Annotated in this window: 12 protein-coding genes and 2 pseudogenes; 6 read left to right on the top strand and 8 right to left on the bottom strand. The window is 45.4% G+C overall.

Features of this window, described 5'->3' with window-relative positions:
• Positions 1-119: 119 nt before the first annotated feature.
• Both lepA and Q0Z70_RS02910 read right to left on the bottom strand, forming a co-directional pair.
• Complete coding sequence (gene lepA / locus Q0Z70_RS02915) at positions 120-1,901, bottom strand: translation elongation factor 4 (RefSeq protein ID WP_298072485.1); 1,782 nt, start codon at positions 1,899-1,901, stop codon at positions 120-122.
• Between the two features lie 171 nt (positions 1,902-2,072).
• Positions 2,073-2,273, bottom strand: a complete 201-nt coding sequence (locus Q0Z70_RS02910; RefSeq protein WP_298072484.1) for a winged helix-turn-helix domain-containing protein — start codon at positions 2,271-2,273, stop codon at positions 2,073-2,075.
• A 782-nt stretch (positions 2,274-3,055) separates the two neighbouring features.
• On the opposite strand from Q0Z70_RS02910, the gene Q0Z70_RS02905 reads away from it, so the two are divergent.
• Positions 3,056-4,138 carry an acyltransferase gene (locus tag Q0Z70_RS02905; RefSeq protein ID WP_298072482.1) on the top strand — a complete coding sequence of 361 codons (1,083 nt, stop codon included), beginning with the start codon at positions 3,056-3,058 and terminating at the stop codon, positions 4,136-4,138.
• A gap of 223 nt (positions 4,139-4,361) precedes the next feature.
• Here the strand turns inward: Q0Z70_RS02905 and Q0Z70_RS02900 are convergent, their stop codons facing one another.
• Entirely contained in the window at positions 4,362-4,973 is a 612-nt protein-coding gene (locus Q0Z70_RS02900; protein ID WP_298072480.1) for a trimeric intracellular cation channel family protein, read from the bottom strand.
• Positions 4,974-5,054: 81 nt separating this feature from the next.
• Between Q0Z70_RS02900 and wecB the strand changes: the two genes are divergently transcribed.
• The 3 genes from wecB to Q0Z70_RS02885 all read left to right on the top strand — a co-directional run bounded on the left by wecB (position 5,055) and on the right by Q0Z70_RS02885 (position 10,173).
• Positions 5,055-6,140 (top strand): UDP-N-acetylglucosamine 2-epimerase (non-hydrolyzing), encoded by a 1,086-nt coding sequence (wecB, locus tag Q0Z70_RS02895; protein ID WP_298072478.1) that lies wholly within the window; start codon positions 5,055-5,057, stop codon positions 6,138-6,140.
• Positions 6,141-6,298: 158 nt separating this feature from the next.
• Complete coding sequence (locus Q0Z70_RS02890) at positions 6,299-8,893, top strand: DUF5686 and carboxypeptidase-like regulatory domain-containing protein (protein ID WP_298072476.1); 2,595 nt, start codon at positions 6,299-6,301, stop codon at positions 8,891-8,893.
• Between the two features lie 11 nt (positions 8,894-8,904).
• On the top strand, positions 8,905-10,173 hold the full coding sequence (locus Q0Z70_RS02885; protein WP_298072474.1) for a replication-associated recombination protein A: 1,269 nt from the start codon (positions 8,905-8,907) through the stop codon (positions 10,171-10,173).
• Between the two features lie 243 nt (positions 10,174-10,416).
• Here Q0Z70_RS02885 and Q0Z70_RS02880 read toward each other — a convergent pair whose 3' ends face one another.
• The 3 genes and pseudogenes from Q0Z70_RS02880 to Q0Z70_RS13535 form a co-directional block, all read right to left on the bottom strand.
• Complete coding sequence (locus Q0Z70_RS02880; protein WP_298072472.1) at positions 10,417-10,875, bottom strand: hypothetical protein; 459 nt, start codon at positions 10,873-10,875, stop codon at positions 10,417-10,419.
• Positions 10,876-10,882: 7 nt separating this feature from the next.
• Positions 10,883-12,094 carry a hypothetical protein gene (locus Q0Z70_RS02875; protein WP_298072489.1) on the bottom strand — a complete coding sequence of 404 codons (1,212 nt, stop codon included), beginning with the start codon at positions 12,092-12,094 and terminating at the stop codon, positions 10,883-10,885.
• A 294-nt stretch (positions 12,095-12,388) separates the two neighbouring features.
• Positions 12,389-12,548: pseudogene (locus tag Q0Z70_RS13535) on the bottom strand (mobilization protein); the annotation flags it as partial.
• A 229-nt stretch (positions 12,549-12,777) separates the two neighbouring features.
• On the opposite strand from Q0Z70_RS13535, the pseudogene Q0Z70_RS02870 reads away from it, so the two are divergent.
• Positions 12,778-13,580 (top strand): annotated as a pseudogene (locus tag Q0Z70_RS02870) (class I SAM-dependent methyltransferase).
• Between the two features lie 93 nt (positions 13,581-13,673).
• Entirely contained in the window at positions 13,674-14,633 is a 960-nt protein-coding gene (locus Q0Z70_RS02865) for a D-2-hydroxyacid dehydrogenase (protein WP_298072471.1), read from the top strand.
• Between the two features lie 86 nt (positions 14,634-14,719).
• On the opposite strand, the gene Q0Z70_RS02860 is transcribed toward Q0Z70_RS02865, so the two are convergent.
• Together Q0Z70_RS02860 and Q0Z70_RS02855 are read right to left on the bottom strand one after the other, a co-directional pair.
• Positions 14,720-16,054 carry a DNA/RNA non-specific endonuclease gene (locus Q0Z70_RS02860; RefSeq protein WP_298072469.1) on the bottom strand — a complete coding sequence of 445 codons (1,335 nt, stop codon included), beginning with the start codon at positions 16,052-16,054 and terminating at the stop codon, positions 14,720-14,722.
• Between the two features lie 79 nt (positions 16,055-16,133).
• A complete protein-coding gene (locus tag Q0Z70_RS02855) occupies positions 16,134-17,462 on the bottom strand; it encodes a hypothetical protein (protein WP_298072467.1) in 1,329 nt (442 codons plus the stop codon).
• Positions 17,463-17,478 lie beyond the last annotated feature (16 nt).

Genomic DNA, 17,478 nt, shown 5'->3' with positions numbered 1-17,478 from the left:
AACACCTAAAACCAATAAAAAACCATCCATGAAAACCCTTTCACTCCTTCGGGTATACAAAATGGTATTATGAATGCCCGACTGCAAGAACAGGCAGGATGGCCTTGCGCAACGAATAGTTAATCCAACTTCAGCACAGCCAGGAAAGCCTTCTGGGGTACCTCCACGTTGCCGATCTGCTTCATGCGTTTCTTACCTCGTTTCTGCTTTTCCAGCAGTTTGCGCTTACGGCTCACGTCACCGCCATAACATTTGGCCGTTACGTCCTTGCGCACAGCCTTGATGGTTTCACGGGCAATAATCTTGGCACCGATAGCTGCCTGAATGGCAATCTCAAACTGCTGGCGTGGGATGAGTTCCTTCAGCTTCTCACACATGCGACGGCCCAATTCGTAAGCATTGTCGAAGTGTGTCAGCGTAGACAAGGCATCTACAGGTTCACCGTTGAGCAGGATATCCAGCTTCACCAGCTTGGAAGGACGGAAACCGTTAGGATGATAGTCGAACGAGGCATATCCTTTAGATATACTCTTCAGCTTGTCGTAGAAGTCGATGACGATTTCGCCCAGCGGCATGTCGTAGTAAATTTCCACACGGTTGCCCGAAATGTACTCCTGTTTCACCAATTCGCCACGCTTGCCGAGACAAAGAGTCATAATCGGTCCGATGTAGTCGGTGGTCGTGATGACCGAAGCACGGATGTAGGGTTCCTCGATGTGGTCTATCATCGTGATGTCGGGCATACTGCCGGGGTTGTGCACCTCTATGACATGTCCCTGTTTGTCATACACATTATAAGATACGTTGGGCACGGTCGTGATGACGTTCATATCAAACTCGCGATCCAAACGCTCCTGCACAATCTCCATGTGGAGCAGACCAAGGAAACCACAGCGGAAACCGAATCCCAGGGCCAACGACGACTCAGGCTGGAAAGTTAGCGACGCATCGTTCAGCTGGAGTTTCTCCAACGAAGAGCGAAGATCCTCGAAATCTTCCGCCTCGATAGGATAAACGCCAGCAAACACCATCGGCTTCACTTCCTCGAAACCCGCGATGGCCTTGTCGCACGGACGGGCAATATGCGTGATGGTATCGCCCACCTTTACTTCGCGTGAAGTCTTGATGCCCGAAATAATATAACCCACGTCGCCCGTGCACAATTCATCGCGAGGCACCATATCCATCTTCAGCACGCCCACCTCGTCGGCATCATATTCCTTACCTGTATTGAAGAACTTCACCTTATCGCCCTTGCGGATTATACCGTTCTCTATCTTGAAATAAGCGATAATGCCACGGAAAGAATTGAACACCGAGTCGAAAATCAACGCCTGCAAAGGAGCATTCTCGTCGCCTTCGGGATGGGGAATGCGTTCGATAACGGCAGCCAGGATTTCTTCCACACCCATGCCTGTCTTGCCTGACGCACGGATAATCTCCTCGCGCCTGCAACCAAGCAGTTCCACAATTTCGTCTTCCACCTCTTCGGGCATGGCACTGGCCATGTCACATTTGTTGATGACGGGAATAATTTCCAAATCATGTCCGATAGCCATATAAAGGTTCGAGATGGTCTGCGCCTGTACGCCCTGTGATGCATCCACAATGAGCAACGCTCCCTCACAGGCAGCAATAGAGCGTGACACTTCGTAGGAGAAATCCACATGCCCCGGCGTGTCAATCAGGTTCAGGATATATTTTTCACCCTTGTACACATATTCCATCTGGATAGCATGGCTCTTGATGGTAATACCTCGCTCCTTCTCCAGATCCATGTCATCCAGCATCTGGCCTTCGGTCACTTGAATGGTATTGGTAAATTCCAGCAGTCGGTCTGCCAGTGTCGATTTCCCGTGGTCAATATGGGCTATGATACAAAAGTTGCGTATATTCTTCATTTGACAGTCAATAACTAAAAGCGGGCACAAATATACGGAAAAAAAGTGAGTTCTTAAATCCGTTTTTTACTAAGTATGCATAAATCTGCACGCCAACCGATATATATAAAAAGGATGCGTTGGCAGGTTATCCCTTACCAACGCATCCTTTTTATAGTCTTCAGATAAAATTTAATTCAGCTTCACAAACAACTCACCTTCTACCTCGGAAGTAGAGATTTTGTCTTCTCTCAGCAACCAGCCCAAACCCAGATATAAATCCTTGTCGACCAACTTTGTTGCCTTCTTGATCTGCTTAGCAGTCAAGCCTTCCGTTTCATTCAGTGCATTCCAAATCTTTCCTGCTGTTTCACCAGCTTTTACTTTCAACATTTTCTTCAAATTTAAATTAGACATGCCATAAAATCGAACCTCTCTGATGGTTCAGATTTTATTTTGGGTGCAAAGATAGCTATTTTTATGCTATTTAGCACATTATTGCTGTTTTTTTTCAAGCTTATGTAAGAAAAAGAGTAAATCGGCGTTGTCAAGTGCCACTTTAGCGGCGTAAAGTCCCCTCTTTGGAAGTCTAAAGTGCCACTTTATGAATGCCAACATGATTTTACAATAGTTTACCGGCAAATACAATGAAAGCAGGATGTTTCATGGTTGAGGCTGTATTCCATGAATCCCCAAATTCTTTTCATTGGTTTTAGGATAAGCCGAATACTTTTCTTAACTTTGCAAAGTCCTGCGCCGAGGGCTCTTCCCAATGTGAAGAACCGGATTGGGCGGGACAAGACATATTGAAAGGCGTTTACTACGCTTTGGTTTTGACGATTAGAAATCCTGGAAAAATTTCAATTATCCTGTCAAGAACAAAGCAGCGTGAATGCCCCGTGGGTACGTTATATACATACCTGAACTATGCCGTACAGCCGCCGATGGAAGTCTTTACGCCATTTGCAGCGTTCGGTATAGATAGGTGTATTATACATATCGGCGTGGGGCTTCGGCGTTGCTCGTTTCGACAGGATGGGCAATTTCCAGGAGCCTCTAATCGTGAAGCGAGCGACAGTGCAGGGCTTCACGCTCTTTTTATGTCTTTATGTAATGTATATTTCAACAAAAACGTGGGTTGCCGGAGTCCTGAACCCTGAGAAGAGGTTAAAAAAATGGACAGTAAAGGTGAATTGGGAAATCTCCGGGCAAACACGGGGAAGAATACCGTTTCTTCAAGGCAGGAGAGTTTTGACACATTAAAGTTTTTCTTGGCTTTCTTGGTAGTAATTATTCATACCGTTTATACCGGTTATGGTTATGCAGGTGCAGGGATTTGTGCTTTTGCACGTATAGCAGTTCCGTCGTTCTTTATGATTACCGGTTATTATTTGCCTGCGATGACAGATGAGAAATTCAAAAAGCATCTGATAAAGATAATTTATCTTACTCTTTTCTCTACTCTATTTTATATCTTGCTATCTTATGTTCAATCGCATGTAGGTTCGCAGGTATCAACTGATTGGTTTGCACAAACATTCAGTATAAAAAGGATATTAAAATGGTTATTACTTAATGATGCCGCTATCGGAGGAGGCCCTTTATGGTATTTCTACGCCATATTGTATGTGTTGGTTATCATGCGCATTGCTCGCAAGTTCAAAATAATGAATATTCTCTATATAGTTCTTCCATTTTTATTCTTAGGCAATTATCTGGTAAGTTTCTTGGGGCATATTGCTTGTTATCGCAATTTCCTTTTTACAGGTATGCCATACGTACTGCTGGGCTGTTTGTTTAGAAATTATGAAAACCGGATATTGGATTTATTCCATAAATCGCAAACTTTGATTACAGGACTTGTCGTTATCTGTGTCTGTTTAGGTGCAGAAATGATTGTCTATAAGATGGCAGGATGTAGCGTCGGACGAGACCACTATCTTTTAACACTTCCAATGGTAATATGTGTTTTCATTCTGGTTTTACGCAACCCACATTGGGGTTCAGGCAGTTTTTTCACTCTCGCAGGTAAAAAATATTCTGCATATATTTATATTCTACATCCATTTTTCATAAGTTGCACACAGTATGGATTGAGATGTATGTTAGATGAAACAAGATATCAAGATGTAATGCAAAACACTCTGCTGCTCAAGAACAGTTACCCATTCCTAATTTTTGGAATAACGTTGCTATCGGTTATGATAGGATATAAGGTATGGATTTCATTATCAACAATGAAGAGGATGAAATCCTGAACTTCATACTCACTTCCGGGAATGCAATTGACCGTGAACCTATAACACCCATATCATGCCCTTCTAAGGAAGCACTGCATGGCACTGTCACGAAGTGCTTCCTCAAGGGGCAACAAAGCACTGCATGAGAGGGTGACGAAGCACTTCGTCAGGCCCTCAGAAAGCACTTTGTCAAAGCAGATAGAAAAACAGATACAGACGGTGGGAAAGGCGTCCTCCCTTTTTAATTGTGCCCCGACAAGGTAGGCAGACATATCTTATACTTCACTGCCAAGATACGTGTCATAAAGACCACCACACCGCAAGCAATCTGGCTGATGTAGTCGTCCATCCGTGCCAACGTACACGCCCAGTAGACCAATCCGCCTACCACACAAGCCATCGCATAGATTTCCTTACGGAATATCAGCGGGATTTCATTGATGAACACGTCGCGGATGACCCCACCGGCCGCCCCCGTCATACTGCCCATGATGATAGCCACCCAGAAAGGATAGCCCAGAGACAGGCTCTTCCCCACACCCACAACCGTGAACAAAGCCAGACCGATGGTGTCGAAAAAGAAAAACGTATTGTTCAGGTGAATGAGATACTTGCCGAACATGGTCACAAAAACCAGCGAAAGCCCTGTACATACAAGATAAATAGGATCGGTCATCCAGCCCGGAGTCACGTCAAGCAACAAATCGCGCAACGTACCACCACCCACTGCTGTAGCAAAACCAACCACGTATGCGCCAAACCAATCAAAACGTTTGGCCGATGCCAGACGTATGCCGCTGATTGCAAAAGCAAACGTCCCCACAAAATCGAGTATCTGAACAAATGTAGGCATATCCATGAAATTTCCTGCAAAGTAACGAATAAAATATCATTAGAAAACGTACTTTTGCGAAAGATTTAAAAGGTTTGAGTCATGAAAGTAACGATTGTAGCGGGCGCACGTCCCAACTTTATGAAAATAGCCCCTCTGTGCCGTGCCATGGATGCCGCACGCGCCACCGGTCAGGACATCAGTTACCGTGTGGTCTATACCGGTACGGAGAACGATCCGGCCCTGGAAGCCTCTCTATTCTCCGACCTCGACATGAAGAAACCCGACTCCTATCTGGGTGTTACGGGCAACGACCATTCGCAGGTGACGGCCGACATCATGCTGACCTTTGAAAAAGAACTGAACGCCCATCCGGCACAGACGGTACTGGTGGTAGACGATATGACCGCTACCATGAGTTGTGCCATCGTAGCCAAGAAGCGCGGACTGAAGGTGGCACATGTCATTGCAGGTACCCGTTCGTTCGACATGAACATGCCGCGTGAAGTGAACCGTACTATTGTCGATGCCATCTCCGACTATCTGTTTGCAGCCAGCATGGCCGCAAACCGCAACCTGAACCAGGAAGGCATGATACCGGAGTACATCCACTACGTCGGCAATATTCTGATGGACACCATCCGCTACAACCGCAACCGCCTGCTCCAGCCCCTGTGGTTCTCCACACTCGGTCTGAAGAAAGGCTGCTACCTGCTACTTACACTGAACCGACGCGAACTGCTGCAACAGCGTCAGGTGCTCCGGTCACTGCTACAGACAATACTCGACAGAGCCGGTGGAATTCCTGTCGTAGCTCCCCTGCATCCATACGTACAGCAAGCCATTCAAGCCACCGGTATCAGTGCTCCCAACCTGCACATCCTGCCGCCGCAAAGCTATCTGAACTTCGGCTTCCTCATTAACCAGGCACAGGGAATTGTGACCGACTCGGGCAACATCGCCGAAGAAGCAACCTTCCTCGATGTACCCTGCATCACCCTGAATACGTATGCCGAACATCCCGAAACATGGCGCATCGGTACCAATGAATTGGTGGGTGAAAATACATTCGCCCTTTCGGCATCACTGGAAAAAATGTTGAAAGGCGACTGGAAGCACAGTACCCTGCCAGAACGTTGGGATGGCCGCACGGCAGAGCGCATCGTACAAGTCCTACTTAAAAAATAACAGGCTATACCGGTTCGGCATTGAGAACTGAAAAAGGGCTGAATACCTAATAATAGTTTTCAATTTTTCCATATTTTTGGTTCTCAATTCTCAAATAATCAAAATTCGCTTCTTATTTGCATGCAAATTACTAATTTTGCAATTCCATTATGATAGATATGAAGCAATTATATACAAACCTCATTCTTCTGACAGTGCTCCTTTTTGCCCATTCAGCCAGAGCATCTGCCCAAATCAGAGGTACCGTTACAGACTCAATTACCAACGAACCCTTGCTGTATGTCACAGTCCAGTACGAAGGCAAAGGCGTAGGAGCCATAACCAACGGAGACGGGGAATACAAAGTAGAGACCCGCAAGGGATGGGACGAACTGACCTTCTCTACAATCGGCTACGTCACCAAGAAGATCAAGATCAAACCCGGGCAGAAAGTACTGAATGTCAAAATGTCGCCTGACGACATCATGCTGGCCGAAGTAGTGGTCAAACCCAAAAGAGAGAAATACTCCCGCAAGAACAATCCGGCTGTAGACTTTATGCGGAAAGTCATCGAACACAAGAGGCAGCTGAAGCTGGAAGAAAACGACTTCTATCAATACCAGAAGTACGAAAAGATGAAGATGTCGATAAACGATGTCACCCCCGAAAAGATGGAAAAAGGACTGTACAAGAAATTCTCTTTCTTCAAGGATCAGGTAGAGACATCGCCTAAAACCGGCAAGCAGATATTGCCCATCTCCATCAAGGAGACAGCTTCGCGAACCATCTACCGCAAGGAGCCTCGTAGCGAAAAGACCATCATCGAAGGTATGAACTCGACCGGAGTCGAAGAATTCTTCAGCACGGGCGACATGCTGGGTACCATCCTGAACGATGTTTTCTCGGACGTCAACATCTACGACGACGACATCCGTTTGCTTCAACGTCGCTTCGTAAGCCCTATCGGACGAGGTGCCATCTCATTTTACAGATATTACCTGATGGATACACTCATGGTAGACCAACATGAATGCGTACACTTGACGTTCGTCCCCAACAATTCGCAGGATTTCGGCTTTACAGGCCATCTGTATGTAGTGAAAGACTCGACCTATGCCGTAAAGAAGTGTACCATGAACTTGCCCAAAAAGACAGGCGTAAACTTCGTTGAAAATCTGGACATCGTACAACAGTTCGAACAGCTGCCCGACAGTAATTGGGTGCTGACCGATGACGACATGACCGTAGAACTGAACTTTATGAAAGGTCTACAGGGACTGGAAGTGCAGCGTACAACCAAATATTCGAAATACCAATTTGACGAAATAGAGCCCCGCCTCTTCCGCCTGAAAGGGAAAGTCATCAAAGAAGCCAACATGCTGGCCAAGAGCGACGAGTATTGGGCAGAAGTGCGTCAGGTTCCCCTTACCAAAAAAGAGAGTACCATGGATCTCTTTATGAACCGTATCGAACAGATACCGGGATTTAAGATTGTCATCTTCGGCGCAAAGGCACTGATTGAGAACTTTGTGGAAACCGGTAACAAAGACCATCCCAGTAAGTTCGACTTCGGCCCCATCAACACCATCATCACCAGCAACTATGTGAACGGAACCCGTTTCCGTCTCAGCGGCATGACAACCGGTAATCTGGATCCTCACTGGAACTTCAGCGGATACGGTGCCTACGGTACACGTGACAAGAAGTGGTTCTACTCCGGCCAAGTGGCTTATTCGTTCAACAAACGCGAATACGTATTGTGGGAGTTCCCTAAACACTATCTGTCTTTCAAATACACCTACGATGTCATGTCGCCCATGGACAAATACCTGGAGACAGACAAAGACAACATGTTCGTAGGCTGGAAGTGGACAACCGTCGACCAGATGTCCTATATCCGTGACGCTACCTTTAACTACGAACTGGAAACGAATACCGGTTTTTCCGTTAAAGCCATGCTGCGCCACCGTAACGACCAGCCGGCCGGCATCCTGCAATACTGGCGGAACGACGGTGAGACTCCCGGTGTGCTGGGCGATAACAATACCCTGATTCACGACATCACTACTGCCGAACTGGGCGTAACGCTGCGTTATGCTCCGGGCGAAACATTTGTCAATACCAAGCAGCGCCGTGTACCCGTATCACTGGATGCTCCTCAGTTCACCCTCTCCCATACAGTCGGCTTCAAAGGCATATTGGGAGGCGAATATAACTTTAACCTCACGGAAATAGGCCTGCGCAAGCGTTTCTGGTTCGGTTCCTGGGGGAAGATCGACATCACAGCCCGTGCAGGTGCCCAGTGGAACAAGGTACCGTTCCCGTTCCTGAACCTGCCTATGGCCAACCTGTCTTACATCACCCAGCACAACGAATCGTTCTCGCTCATCAACAACATGGAGTTCCTGAACGATCGCTATGGTTCGCTGGCTCTGAGTTACGACATGAACGGCAAGCTCTTCAACCGCATCCCGCTGCTGAAGAAACTGAAGTGGCGCGAGATGTTCCGCATCCGGGGCCTGTGGGGCACGCTGACTGACAAGAACAATCCGTACAAGAGCAACGACCCCGACCCCGACCTCTTCCTATTCCCTACCCGCAACGGCATACCGACCAGTTACGTCATGGGAAAGACGCCTTACGTGGAGGCCAGTGTAGGTATCTACAACATTTTCAAGCTGCTGCACATCGAATACGTGCGGCGTCTCACCTACACCGACATCCCCGGCGTGAAGAAAGGCGGCATCCGCTTTATGATTTTGATGATATTTTAATCCATAGAAACGTGCAACCACTGGCAGAAAGGCTTCGACCCAAGACATTAGACGACTACATCGGCCAGAAACATCTGGTCGGACCGGGAGCCGTACTCCGCAAGATGATTGATGCCGGACGCATCTCTTCCTTCATCCTGTGGGGACCTCCGGGAGTGGGAAAGACGACGCTGGCACAAATCATCGCCAACAAACTGGAAACCCCGTTCTATACGCTGAGCGCCGTGACCAGCGGCGTGAAAGACGTGCGCGACGTGATTGACCGCGCCAAGAACAACCGTTTCTTTTCCCAAGCCAATCCCATCCTATTCATTGACGAAATCCATCGTTTCAGCAAGTCGCAGCAAGACTCCCTGTTGGGTGCCGTCGAACAGGGCATCGTGACGCTGATCGGTGCCACCACAGAAAATCCTTCGTTCGAAGTCATACGCCCTTTGCTGTCGCGCTGCCAGATTTATGTACTGAAATCCCTTGAGAAGGAAGACCTGCTGGAACTGCTTCAGCGGGCATTGACGGCCGACCACATCCTGCGCGAACGTCGCATCGAGCTGAAAGAAACCACCGCCATGCTGCGCTACAGCGGAGGCGATGCCCGCAAGCTGCTCAACATTCTGGAACTGGTTGTCGAATCGGAAACGGGCGATACCGTCGTCATCACCGACGACATAGTGACCGAACGCCTGCAACAGAACCCGCTGGCCTACGACAAGGACGGCGAGATGCACTACGACATCATCTCCGCCTTTATCAAATCCATTCGCGGCAGCGACCCCGACGGTGCCATCTACTGGCTGGCCCGCATGGTGGAAGGCGGCGAAGACCCCGCTTTCATCGCCCGCCGTTTAGTCATCTCCGCTTCGGAAGACATCGGACTGGCCAACCCCAACGCCTTGCTTCTAGCCAATGCCTGCTTCGACACCGTGATGAAAGTAGGATGGCCCGAAGGCCGCATCCCTTTGGCTGAAACGACTATCTATCTGGCCACCAGTCCAAAAAGCAATTCGGCCTACATGGCTATCAACGACGCCTTGGAGCTGGTCCGTCAGACAGGCAATCTGCCTGTCCCCCTTCATCTGCGCAATGCCCCCACCAAGCTGATGAAGCAGCTGGGCTATGGCGAGGACTACAAGTACGCCCACGACTATCCGGGCCACTTCGTCCGTCAGCAATTCCTGCCCGACGAACTGAAAGATCACAGCATCTGGCAGCCACAAGAGAACGCGGCCGAAACCAAGCACAAGGAACGGATGCAGGCATTGTGGGGAAAAGAACGGTTTTAACATACAGACTCTCCACGCAGACACTATGAGTTCTGCTCCGTAAAGCGATACTTTAGCATGCGAAAAAGGTACTTTACGGAGGTGGAACAGGTCGTAATTCCACATGTCTCAGAATGCACTCTTTTTAGCTTCACGCTTTCACTTGCAAATATCAGTATTTTTCACTGCCGATAACATTAAAGGTTGCCTCTGTATATGCGGGCGCATTGCATTGGCAACCTTTAACTATCCAAAAAGAATATATTACTTAGGAAATGTTTCTGCTATTTGTTTGGCAACACGTTTTATAGCACCTCTGATGTCTGCTGTTACGTTAATTCCTAAGGTTGTATATGCGCCGCGACATGAAGCTATCGGGCGACCAGTGAGATAATCTATGAAATTTACGGTTACAACAGATTCTTCTTTTAAAACATCTACTCCATATTTTACCATGAGCAGTCTTGATTGTTGTATCGGAGTCAGTTCGTTTATACGCATATCATTAACTAACTTAAGACGAGATCCTTCTATGGCATCATACAGCTGTATCTCATATTCCATCAGTTGAACAGGAATATGATAAGTGTCATTGTTGATGATTGAAGCGTATTCATATTTTGATAGGTCAACATTTTGCGATACGACACTTTTAGAAGTTGTACAAGATGATGTCGTTAATATTCCTATTAAAAACAGAAATGCGATAATTACTTTATTCATTGTCTTGTCATTTAGGTTCTACATGTAAATAATACACCTCTGCGGCTAACTCATCGGGGTCATTAGAAAGTCGATGCAACATCAACATACGGGTGGTTTCATTTTCCCAATACAACTCTGCTTCCACTCCTTTTTCAGGCAGACACTTGAATAAAGTTTCTTTTCCTTTGGCATCCTGACCCTTACCTACATTATTTTCCATCAATGTTATAATGGCTTTTTCTGTTGTTGGCAGAAAGTCTGAATCTGATAGCGATTTGTGATTGACCGGGATGATTTGGGAATAGGGAGCATCGTTCTTTGCTACAATGTCATACACCTTATAATCATAGTCTCTATCCAATCGGCAATAGGCCGTTAGATTCTCAGGCTTCTGTAAAACGATTGTGCCCCATTCAAGTCCTAAGAAGTCGCGTTCATACAGCGTTATATCGAGAGAGGTTTCATATTCAACCTTTCCATGGCGGTAACCTTTCAGATGGTTCTTTACAATACCGCTCTTGAAGAAATGCGAACTCCATTGTTCCAAAAGATACTTTCCAGATTCTTCTGCTGAAACCTTATTTTCATACACTTTGAACGTATGAGGGAAATCATCCGCACTCCACACAATAGAATCGTAATAGTGGGTAAACTCAGAAAAAACTACGGGCGTATATTGGCCGTTTATGTCCGTAATTCTGAAAGTTATCAGGTCGAGCGGTGCAGGCAATGGGCTGTCAAGGTGCATGAAGGGAGTGAAATATTCCATAATCATCTTGAACTTAGCCTCTTCTGGCAAAGTCTCTGGCTTGGGGTCTGGTTGTCCTTCTTCCTTAAAGGTTCTTGTCAAACAGATAATTGAACGTGCTGTTCTCTTTCCATCTTTGGCTGAAATCTGAATCTCTTCGTATGCATCTGGAGCATCCGAAACAGATGGAGGAAAGTGAATTTTTACCTGATTGCCTTCTATCTTGAGTGTTGCCCATTCACAATCGTATGTGTAAGAATCGCCTGATATAGGATCAAGCACATCAAAATTTTCGCAAGTCATTACCATATAGCCTTCTTTGCTGTTTGCTATAAAGGATTCTTTTGAGATCCATCCGACAGAGGAACCCTCCCACTTTACATTTTCCGGTGTCAGGATTTCCCACGACAATATCATTGGCCCTTCAGGTAAAATCTTATCCTTGTCGCAAGCAGTAAAGAGCAAGCAAACAACCATCATAAAAGGCATAAACAATTTGTTCATATTCGTAATAATTCCCATAGGCTCTATCGGGGTATTAAATTTATAATGAAAAAACATGAGCCAACTATGCTTGCACTTGCTGAAAAGTTCCTACGTTTTCACCTACAAGATAAGCATAACGTTTCTTCTTTTTTCTTATGTCTTGGGTAGAGTCTCCTCTATCCATCGACAAAGATATGTAATTTTATTGATAATCGGAAAATCATAAACTATCAAATTTACATCCTGAACCCTCTACCTTTCTTTTCTCCCTGTATTGTATAGTCGGCCGCATGGCTTAACGTCATTCTTGATGTCAAACTTCCTTCTGTGTTCTTCGGAATAAGCCCTGCCACTACATTGTATGATTTCTTTGTCAAAGAGAGGCTTTTATTATATCTTTGGTAAAATCCGATGGCCTTACAAAGTTTCTCTGTCCGTCAAGCACCGGCTTAAAGATAGCGGCTTCCTTCGAATTATCCGTTTCCCTATTACAGTACGTTAGCCTATTATTTATGTTATTTTTGCTACAGATAAATGAGATCATATTTCTTTTTTATCGTACCTTTGTCCGATACAGCGTAGATGGGTTCTTTGTTATGATATAATATATTGTACCCTATTAAGCAAGGATTGAGATATGGCAATGAGCCAAAAAATAGAATTAAAAAATAAACAACAATAAAGATATGCAAAAACGTCATTCAGACCGTCTGTCTTATTTTGAGGATTCAGCCTATACGGCACGTGAGTTCTATCTACCCTATACAGCACAGTTTCATAAGATAAATACCGGGGGGGGGTAAAAATACTTGAAGTAGGTTGCGGAGAAGGCGGCAATCTGCTCCCTTTTGCCGAACAAGGATGTGAAGTGAGCGGAATAGACTTATCGCCGACCCGCATAGTCCAAGCAACCGCTTTCTTCGGACAACACGGACAGACCGCCCAATTCATCCATACCGACTTTCTCGAACAAGAGGTTCCACCCGTAGACAAACGATACGACATCTTATTGATACACGACGTCATCGAACACATCAGCCGGAAAGCTGATTTCATCCGCCATGCCCACGACTTCTTAGCACCTGACGGCATTATCTTTTGGGGATTTCCCGCCTGGCAGATGCCATTCGGCGGACATCAGCAAATTTGCCAAAGTCGCCTATGTTCTCACCTGCCCTTTATCCATCTGTTACCCGAACCTATTTACGACAAACTCCTGCAATGCTGTGGAGAAAAACCAAACCTTCGGAAAGAACTATTGGGAATCAAACGCACACGCATGACCATCGAACATTTTGAAAACCTGCTAAACGCATGCGGAGGTACGATCATCGACCGTACACTATGGCTGATTAATCCGCATTATAAACGGAAATTCAATCTCCGCCCACGGAAGTTGCCACAAGCCGTAAGCCGCATCAGCTACCTGCGCAACTTCTTTTCGACAGCGTGTTTCTACATCACCCAAAAACGTAAGGAGTCCGAATAGTCCCACTCAAAAGCATTTAAATGAAGGCCTTTTTTAAAGAACCGAAAAAAGTAGTACCTTTATCGCCCGAAAAACGTTAATCTATTGACAAATATGCATCATATTGTAGCACTCGACGGCTATGCCGCCAATCCCGGAGACCTTTCCTGGGATGAAATGAAAACATTGGGCGAATGTACTGTCTACGACCGCACGGCTCCCTCGGAATTACTGGAACGTGCCAAAGAGGCCGACATACTCTTGACAAATAAAGTAGTCATAACAGGTGAACACATGACCGCCCTGCCCCGGTTGAAATACATCGGCGTCATGGCTACCGGATACAACATCGTTGATACGGCAGCCGCCAAAGAACGTGACATCATCGTCACCAACATTCCTGCTTACAGTACCGACTCCGTTGCCCAAATGGTCTTTGCCCATCTGTTGAACATTGCCCAGCAGGTGCAGCACTACTCGGACGAGGTTCACAAAGGCCGCTGGACTAACAGTCCCGACTTCTGTTTCCAAGACACACCGCTCATCGAATTGGCCGGCAAGAAGATAGGTCTTGTCGGCTTGGGCAACACCGGCATGCGGACCGCCCGCATTGCCATCAGCTTCGGTATGGAAGTTCATGCCTTTACCTCCAAATCACACTTCCAACTGCCGCCCGAAATCAAAAAAATGGAATTGGACGAACTGTTTGCCGAGTGTGACATCATCAGCCTGCATTGTCCTCTCACCGAACAAACCCGTGAAATGGTCAATGCCCGCCGTCTCAGCCGGATGAAGCCCAATGCGATTCTCATCAATACAGGCCGCGGCCCGTTAATCAACGAACAAGACCTGGCCGACGCACTGAACAGCGGACATCTCTATGCAGCCGGCGTCGATGTTCTCGCGCAAGAACCTCCCCGTGCCGACAACCCGCTGCTTACCGCCCGCAACTGCTACATCACCCCGCACATTGCCTGGGCCAGTACAGCTGCCCGCCAGCGCCTGATGCAAATCGCATTGGATAATCTGAAAGCCTATCAGGAAGGCAAACCCATTAATGTGGTAAACAAATAACCGTATTAACAAATCATCCCTGGCATTCTTTCATACTTATCTAAAGATGCCGGGGATGAATGTTTCAATCAATACTATTATTTCTATTACCAAGTCCAATCCGTTTCCTTCCATGAACTTTCAACTACATTCTCTATATCGTCAGGCAGGTTACAGAAGAAATCAAGCTTTGTATTCTTTTCCAAATCATCAATACTAAGGGCATATTTCTTCATGACATCCGAAGGTGCAAATTTATTATATTCATAACCATAGTCTTCACGGTGTTCCATCCAAAAGCCTACAGCATGGTATTCATCTCCTTTTTCACTCAAAATAGCCATAAAATAGTATTTGGGACAAGCCAGCCCTTTGATAGTAAAGCCATTGGCATCGGTCTGAGGAAGTACACCATCATTCCCTTTACAGGTTCCCGTAAAGTTCACAAGCAGCTGATCCACTGTTCCCCCTTTCGCCACATAAAGCTTATCGTATTCTCTCGAACGTGCCCATTTCCGTATCAGATTTTCAAATGAAGCCCAAAAACCTCCATTAAATGAACTCATCTGTGGACTCATATTACTATAATAGAAAGTCTGTTCATTAGCTTCTTTCGAATACACCCGATCTTCAGATGCACATAAATGTCCTTTATCGAAGCCATCACTTATATGGTTGCTTTCTTCGGGACACCAGCCTTCCGGCAATTCCCGATCCGTATCCCACGCATCCGAACGGCTCACTTTCTTCTGTGAAGTCGTTTTATCAAAACTAAAGGCCACCCATGCTGTATGTTTTTTGCTCTCTACCCATTCATAAGCGTAATTCAAGATTTCCTTACCCCCATAGGTTACCGTATGCTCCACATAGTAATTTTCAGAGTTCAAGTGGGGCATGGAATATTCTTTCACAAACGATTTTCCCTCTATCGGATCATTGGCATTTATATTTTGGATCTCTTTCTGAATAACATCCGAAATTTTATATTCTACCCCAACTTCATCTCCAAAAATATAAGCGATACGAAGTTTTAAATAACGATACTCCTCATCCGTTGTATAACGTATCCAACACGTCCTGCCCTCTACGATTGATAATGTATCCTTCCATTCAATCATCGTATCATATTTAGGCATATCAACCAACCTCCGAGCAGCAGACAAGGCAAACTTACACGAAGTTCCTTGCAAACTTTTATCTTTTATACCGATTGAAACCGGAAAACCTTCCGGCTGCAAAGTTCCTCCATCAGCCCCATCGCTTTCATAACCTTTCATGACAAAAGTCAAGGAACCTTCTTCCGTCAATTCAATCTCAGGTTTTACCGGTTGTTCCGGCTCAGGGACTTCCGGCTCTGGAAACATACTTTCAATATCATCTTTACCACATGAAACCACAGTCAGACATGCAGACAGAAACAGTATTCTCCAATATTTCTTCATAAACAATACATTCAAATTAAAGCTAAGAAAGGGTGACGAGTTACGCCACCCTCTCTTCAAAATTAAAACAATCGCAATCTTATTGGGCGACTACCGTGCCTGTCCATACATATTGGGCAGATTCATCATCGTATGTAAAAGACATAGCATAATCACCACTGCCACGGCCTTGATATACTGTATAAACCACAATATAACTCAAACCTGAATTCGGAACTTCAACGCGCCTTGGCAAAACAATTTCTGCAATACCAGACGCCAAACGCTCATCCATAATAGCCTGTAATTGCTCATCAGTCAAGCCTTCGTATTCACCATCAATATTATAGTACTTTCTCCAAGTATTATACGCATTGTTAACGTTAGGATAATATGTAGAGACACCAAAATAATATTCCTCTGTGTCATACTGAGTACTCTTATATTCTGGCTTATTCTCTAATGACCACTGAAGCAAAGCCTCATAATCACCCTGTTCAAAGTTCAACGTCAAACTACCGCCGACCAAACGATCCAATACCCAGACGGAACCGTCAAAGGTCATTTCCGCGATTTTTGTTTCAATAGTTACAACATCTTCATAAGGATTGTATGGAGCCCACGTCGTTCCATTAAACTTATAGAACGCATCTTTATCTGACGTACCTCCACTATAAAATTTATATGTAACTTTACAAATTGTTCCTTCAGCTGCCCAATACGGAAATTTCTCTTTCAAGAATATCGGGAGATAAAAGTCAACATCCATATTCGCATCAAAATTGTCATACTTCCCAGGCTGTCCACTTTCCGTTCCCATACTGTCATAATCTTCCTTCGACAAGGTATATTCCTTATCCGCTACAAACGAAGCTATTTCAACGGATTCCCAGCCATTCTCTATACGTTTATAAGACTTTGTCTGATTAGTTGTACTGCCAGAATAATATTTATACGTAATAGAAACCGTTTTTCCAACAGCCATATCAGTATATTTCACATTCAGAAACTCCCGAAGATAAGCATCAACATCCATTCCTGAATCAAAATTATTATAACTTCCAGGTTCGCCTTTTTCAGTCCCCATACTATCATAATCATCGTTGGTCAACGTATAATTCACGTCGGCACTTTCAAAACCGGGAGTAACAGTACCGCAAAGAACCGATATCTTAGCAGCGGATCCTTTGTCTGAGCTGTAAAACATCTCAGACAACATGGTATTCAAAGCAACAGTCAATTCAGCCTTACCTGCATCATCAGTCAAAAAATAGCCATCTGAAGGATAACTGCCCGTAAACTCTCCTTCATATTGAGTAACATTTTCGATAGGATTATCATCAAATCCTTCAAAGTTATCTTCATTATAGTCGCATCCTGTAAAAATTAACAGAGAAGCACACAATGTATATAATAAATTCTTTTTCATATTTCAACTATTAAAT

Origin of the sequence: uncultured Bacteroides sp. (assembly GCF_947632445.1) — a bacterium.
Classification (GTDB): Bacteria; Bacteroidota; Bacteroidia; order Bacteroidales; family Bacteroidaceae; genus Bacteroides.
Note: the sequence above shows the minus strand (reverse complement) of the source record. Positions and strands in the feature narration are given on the sequence as shown.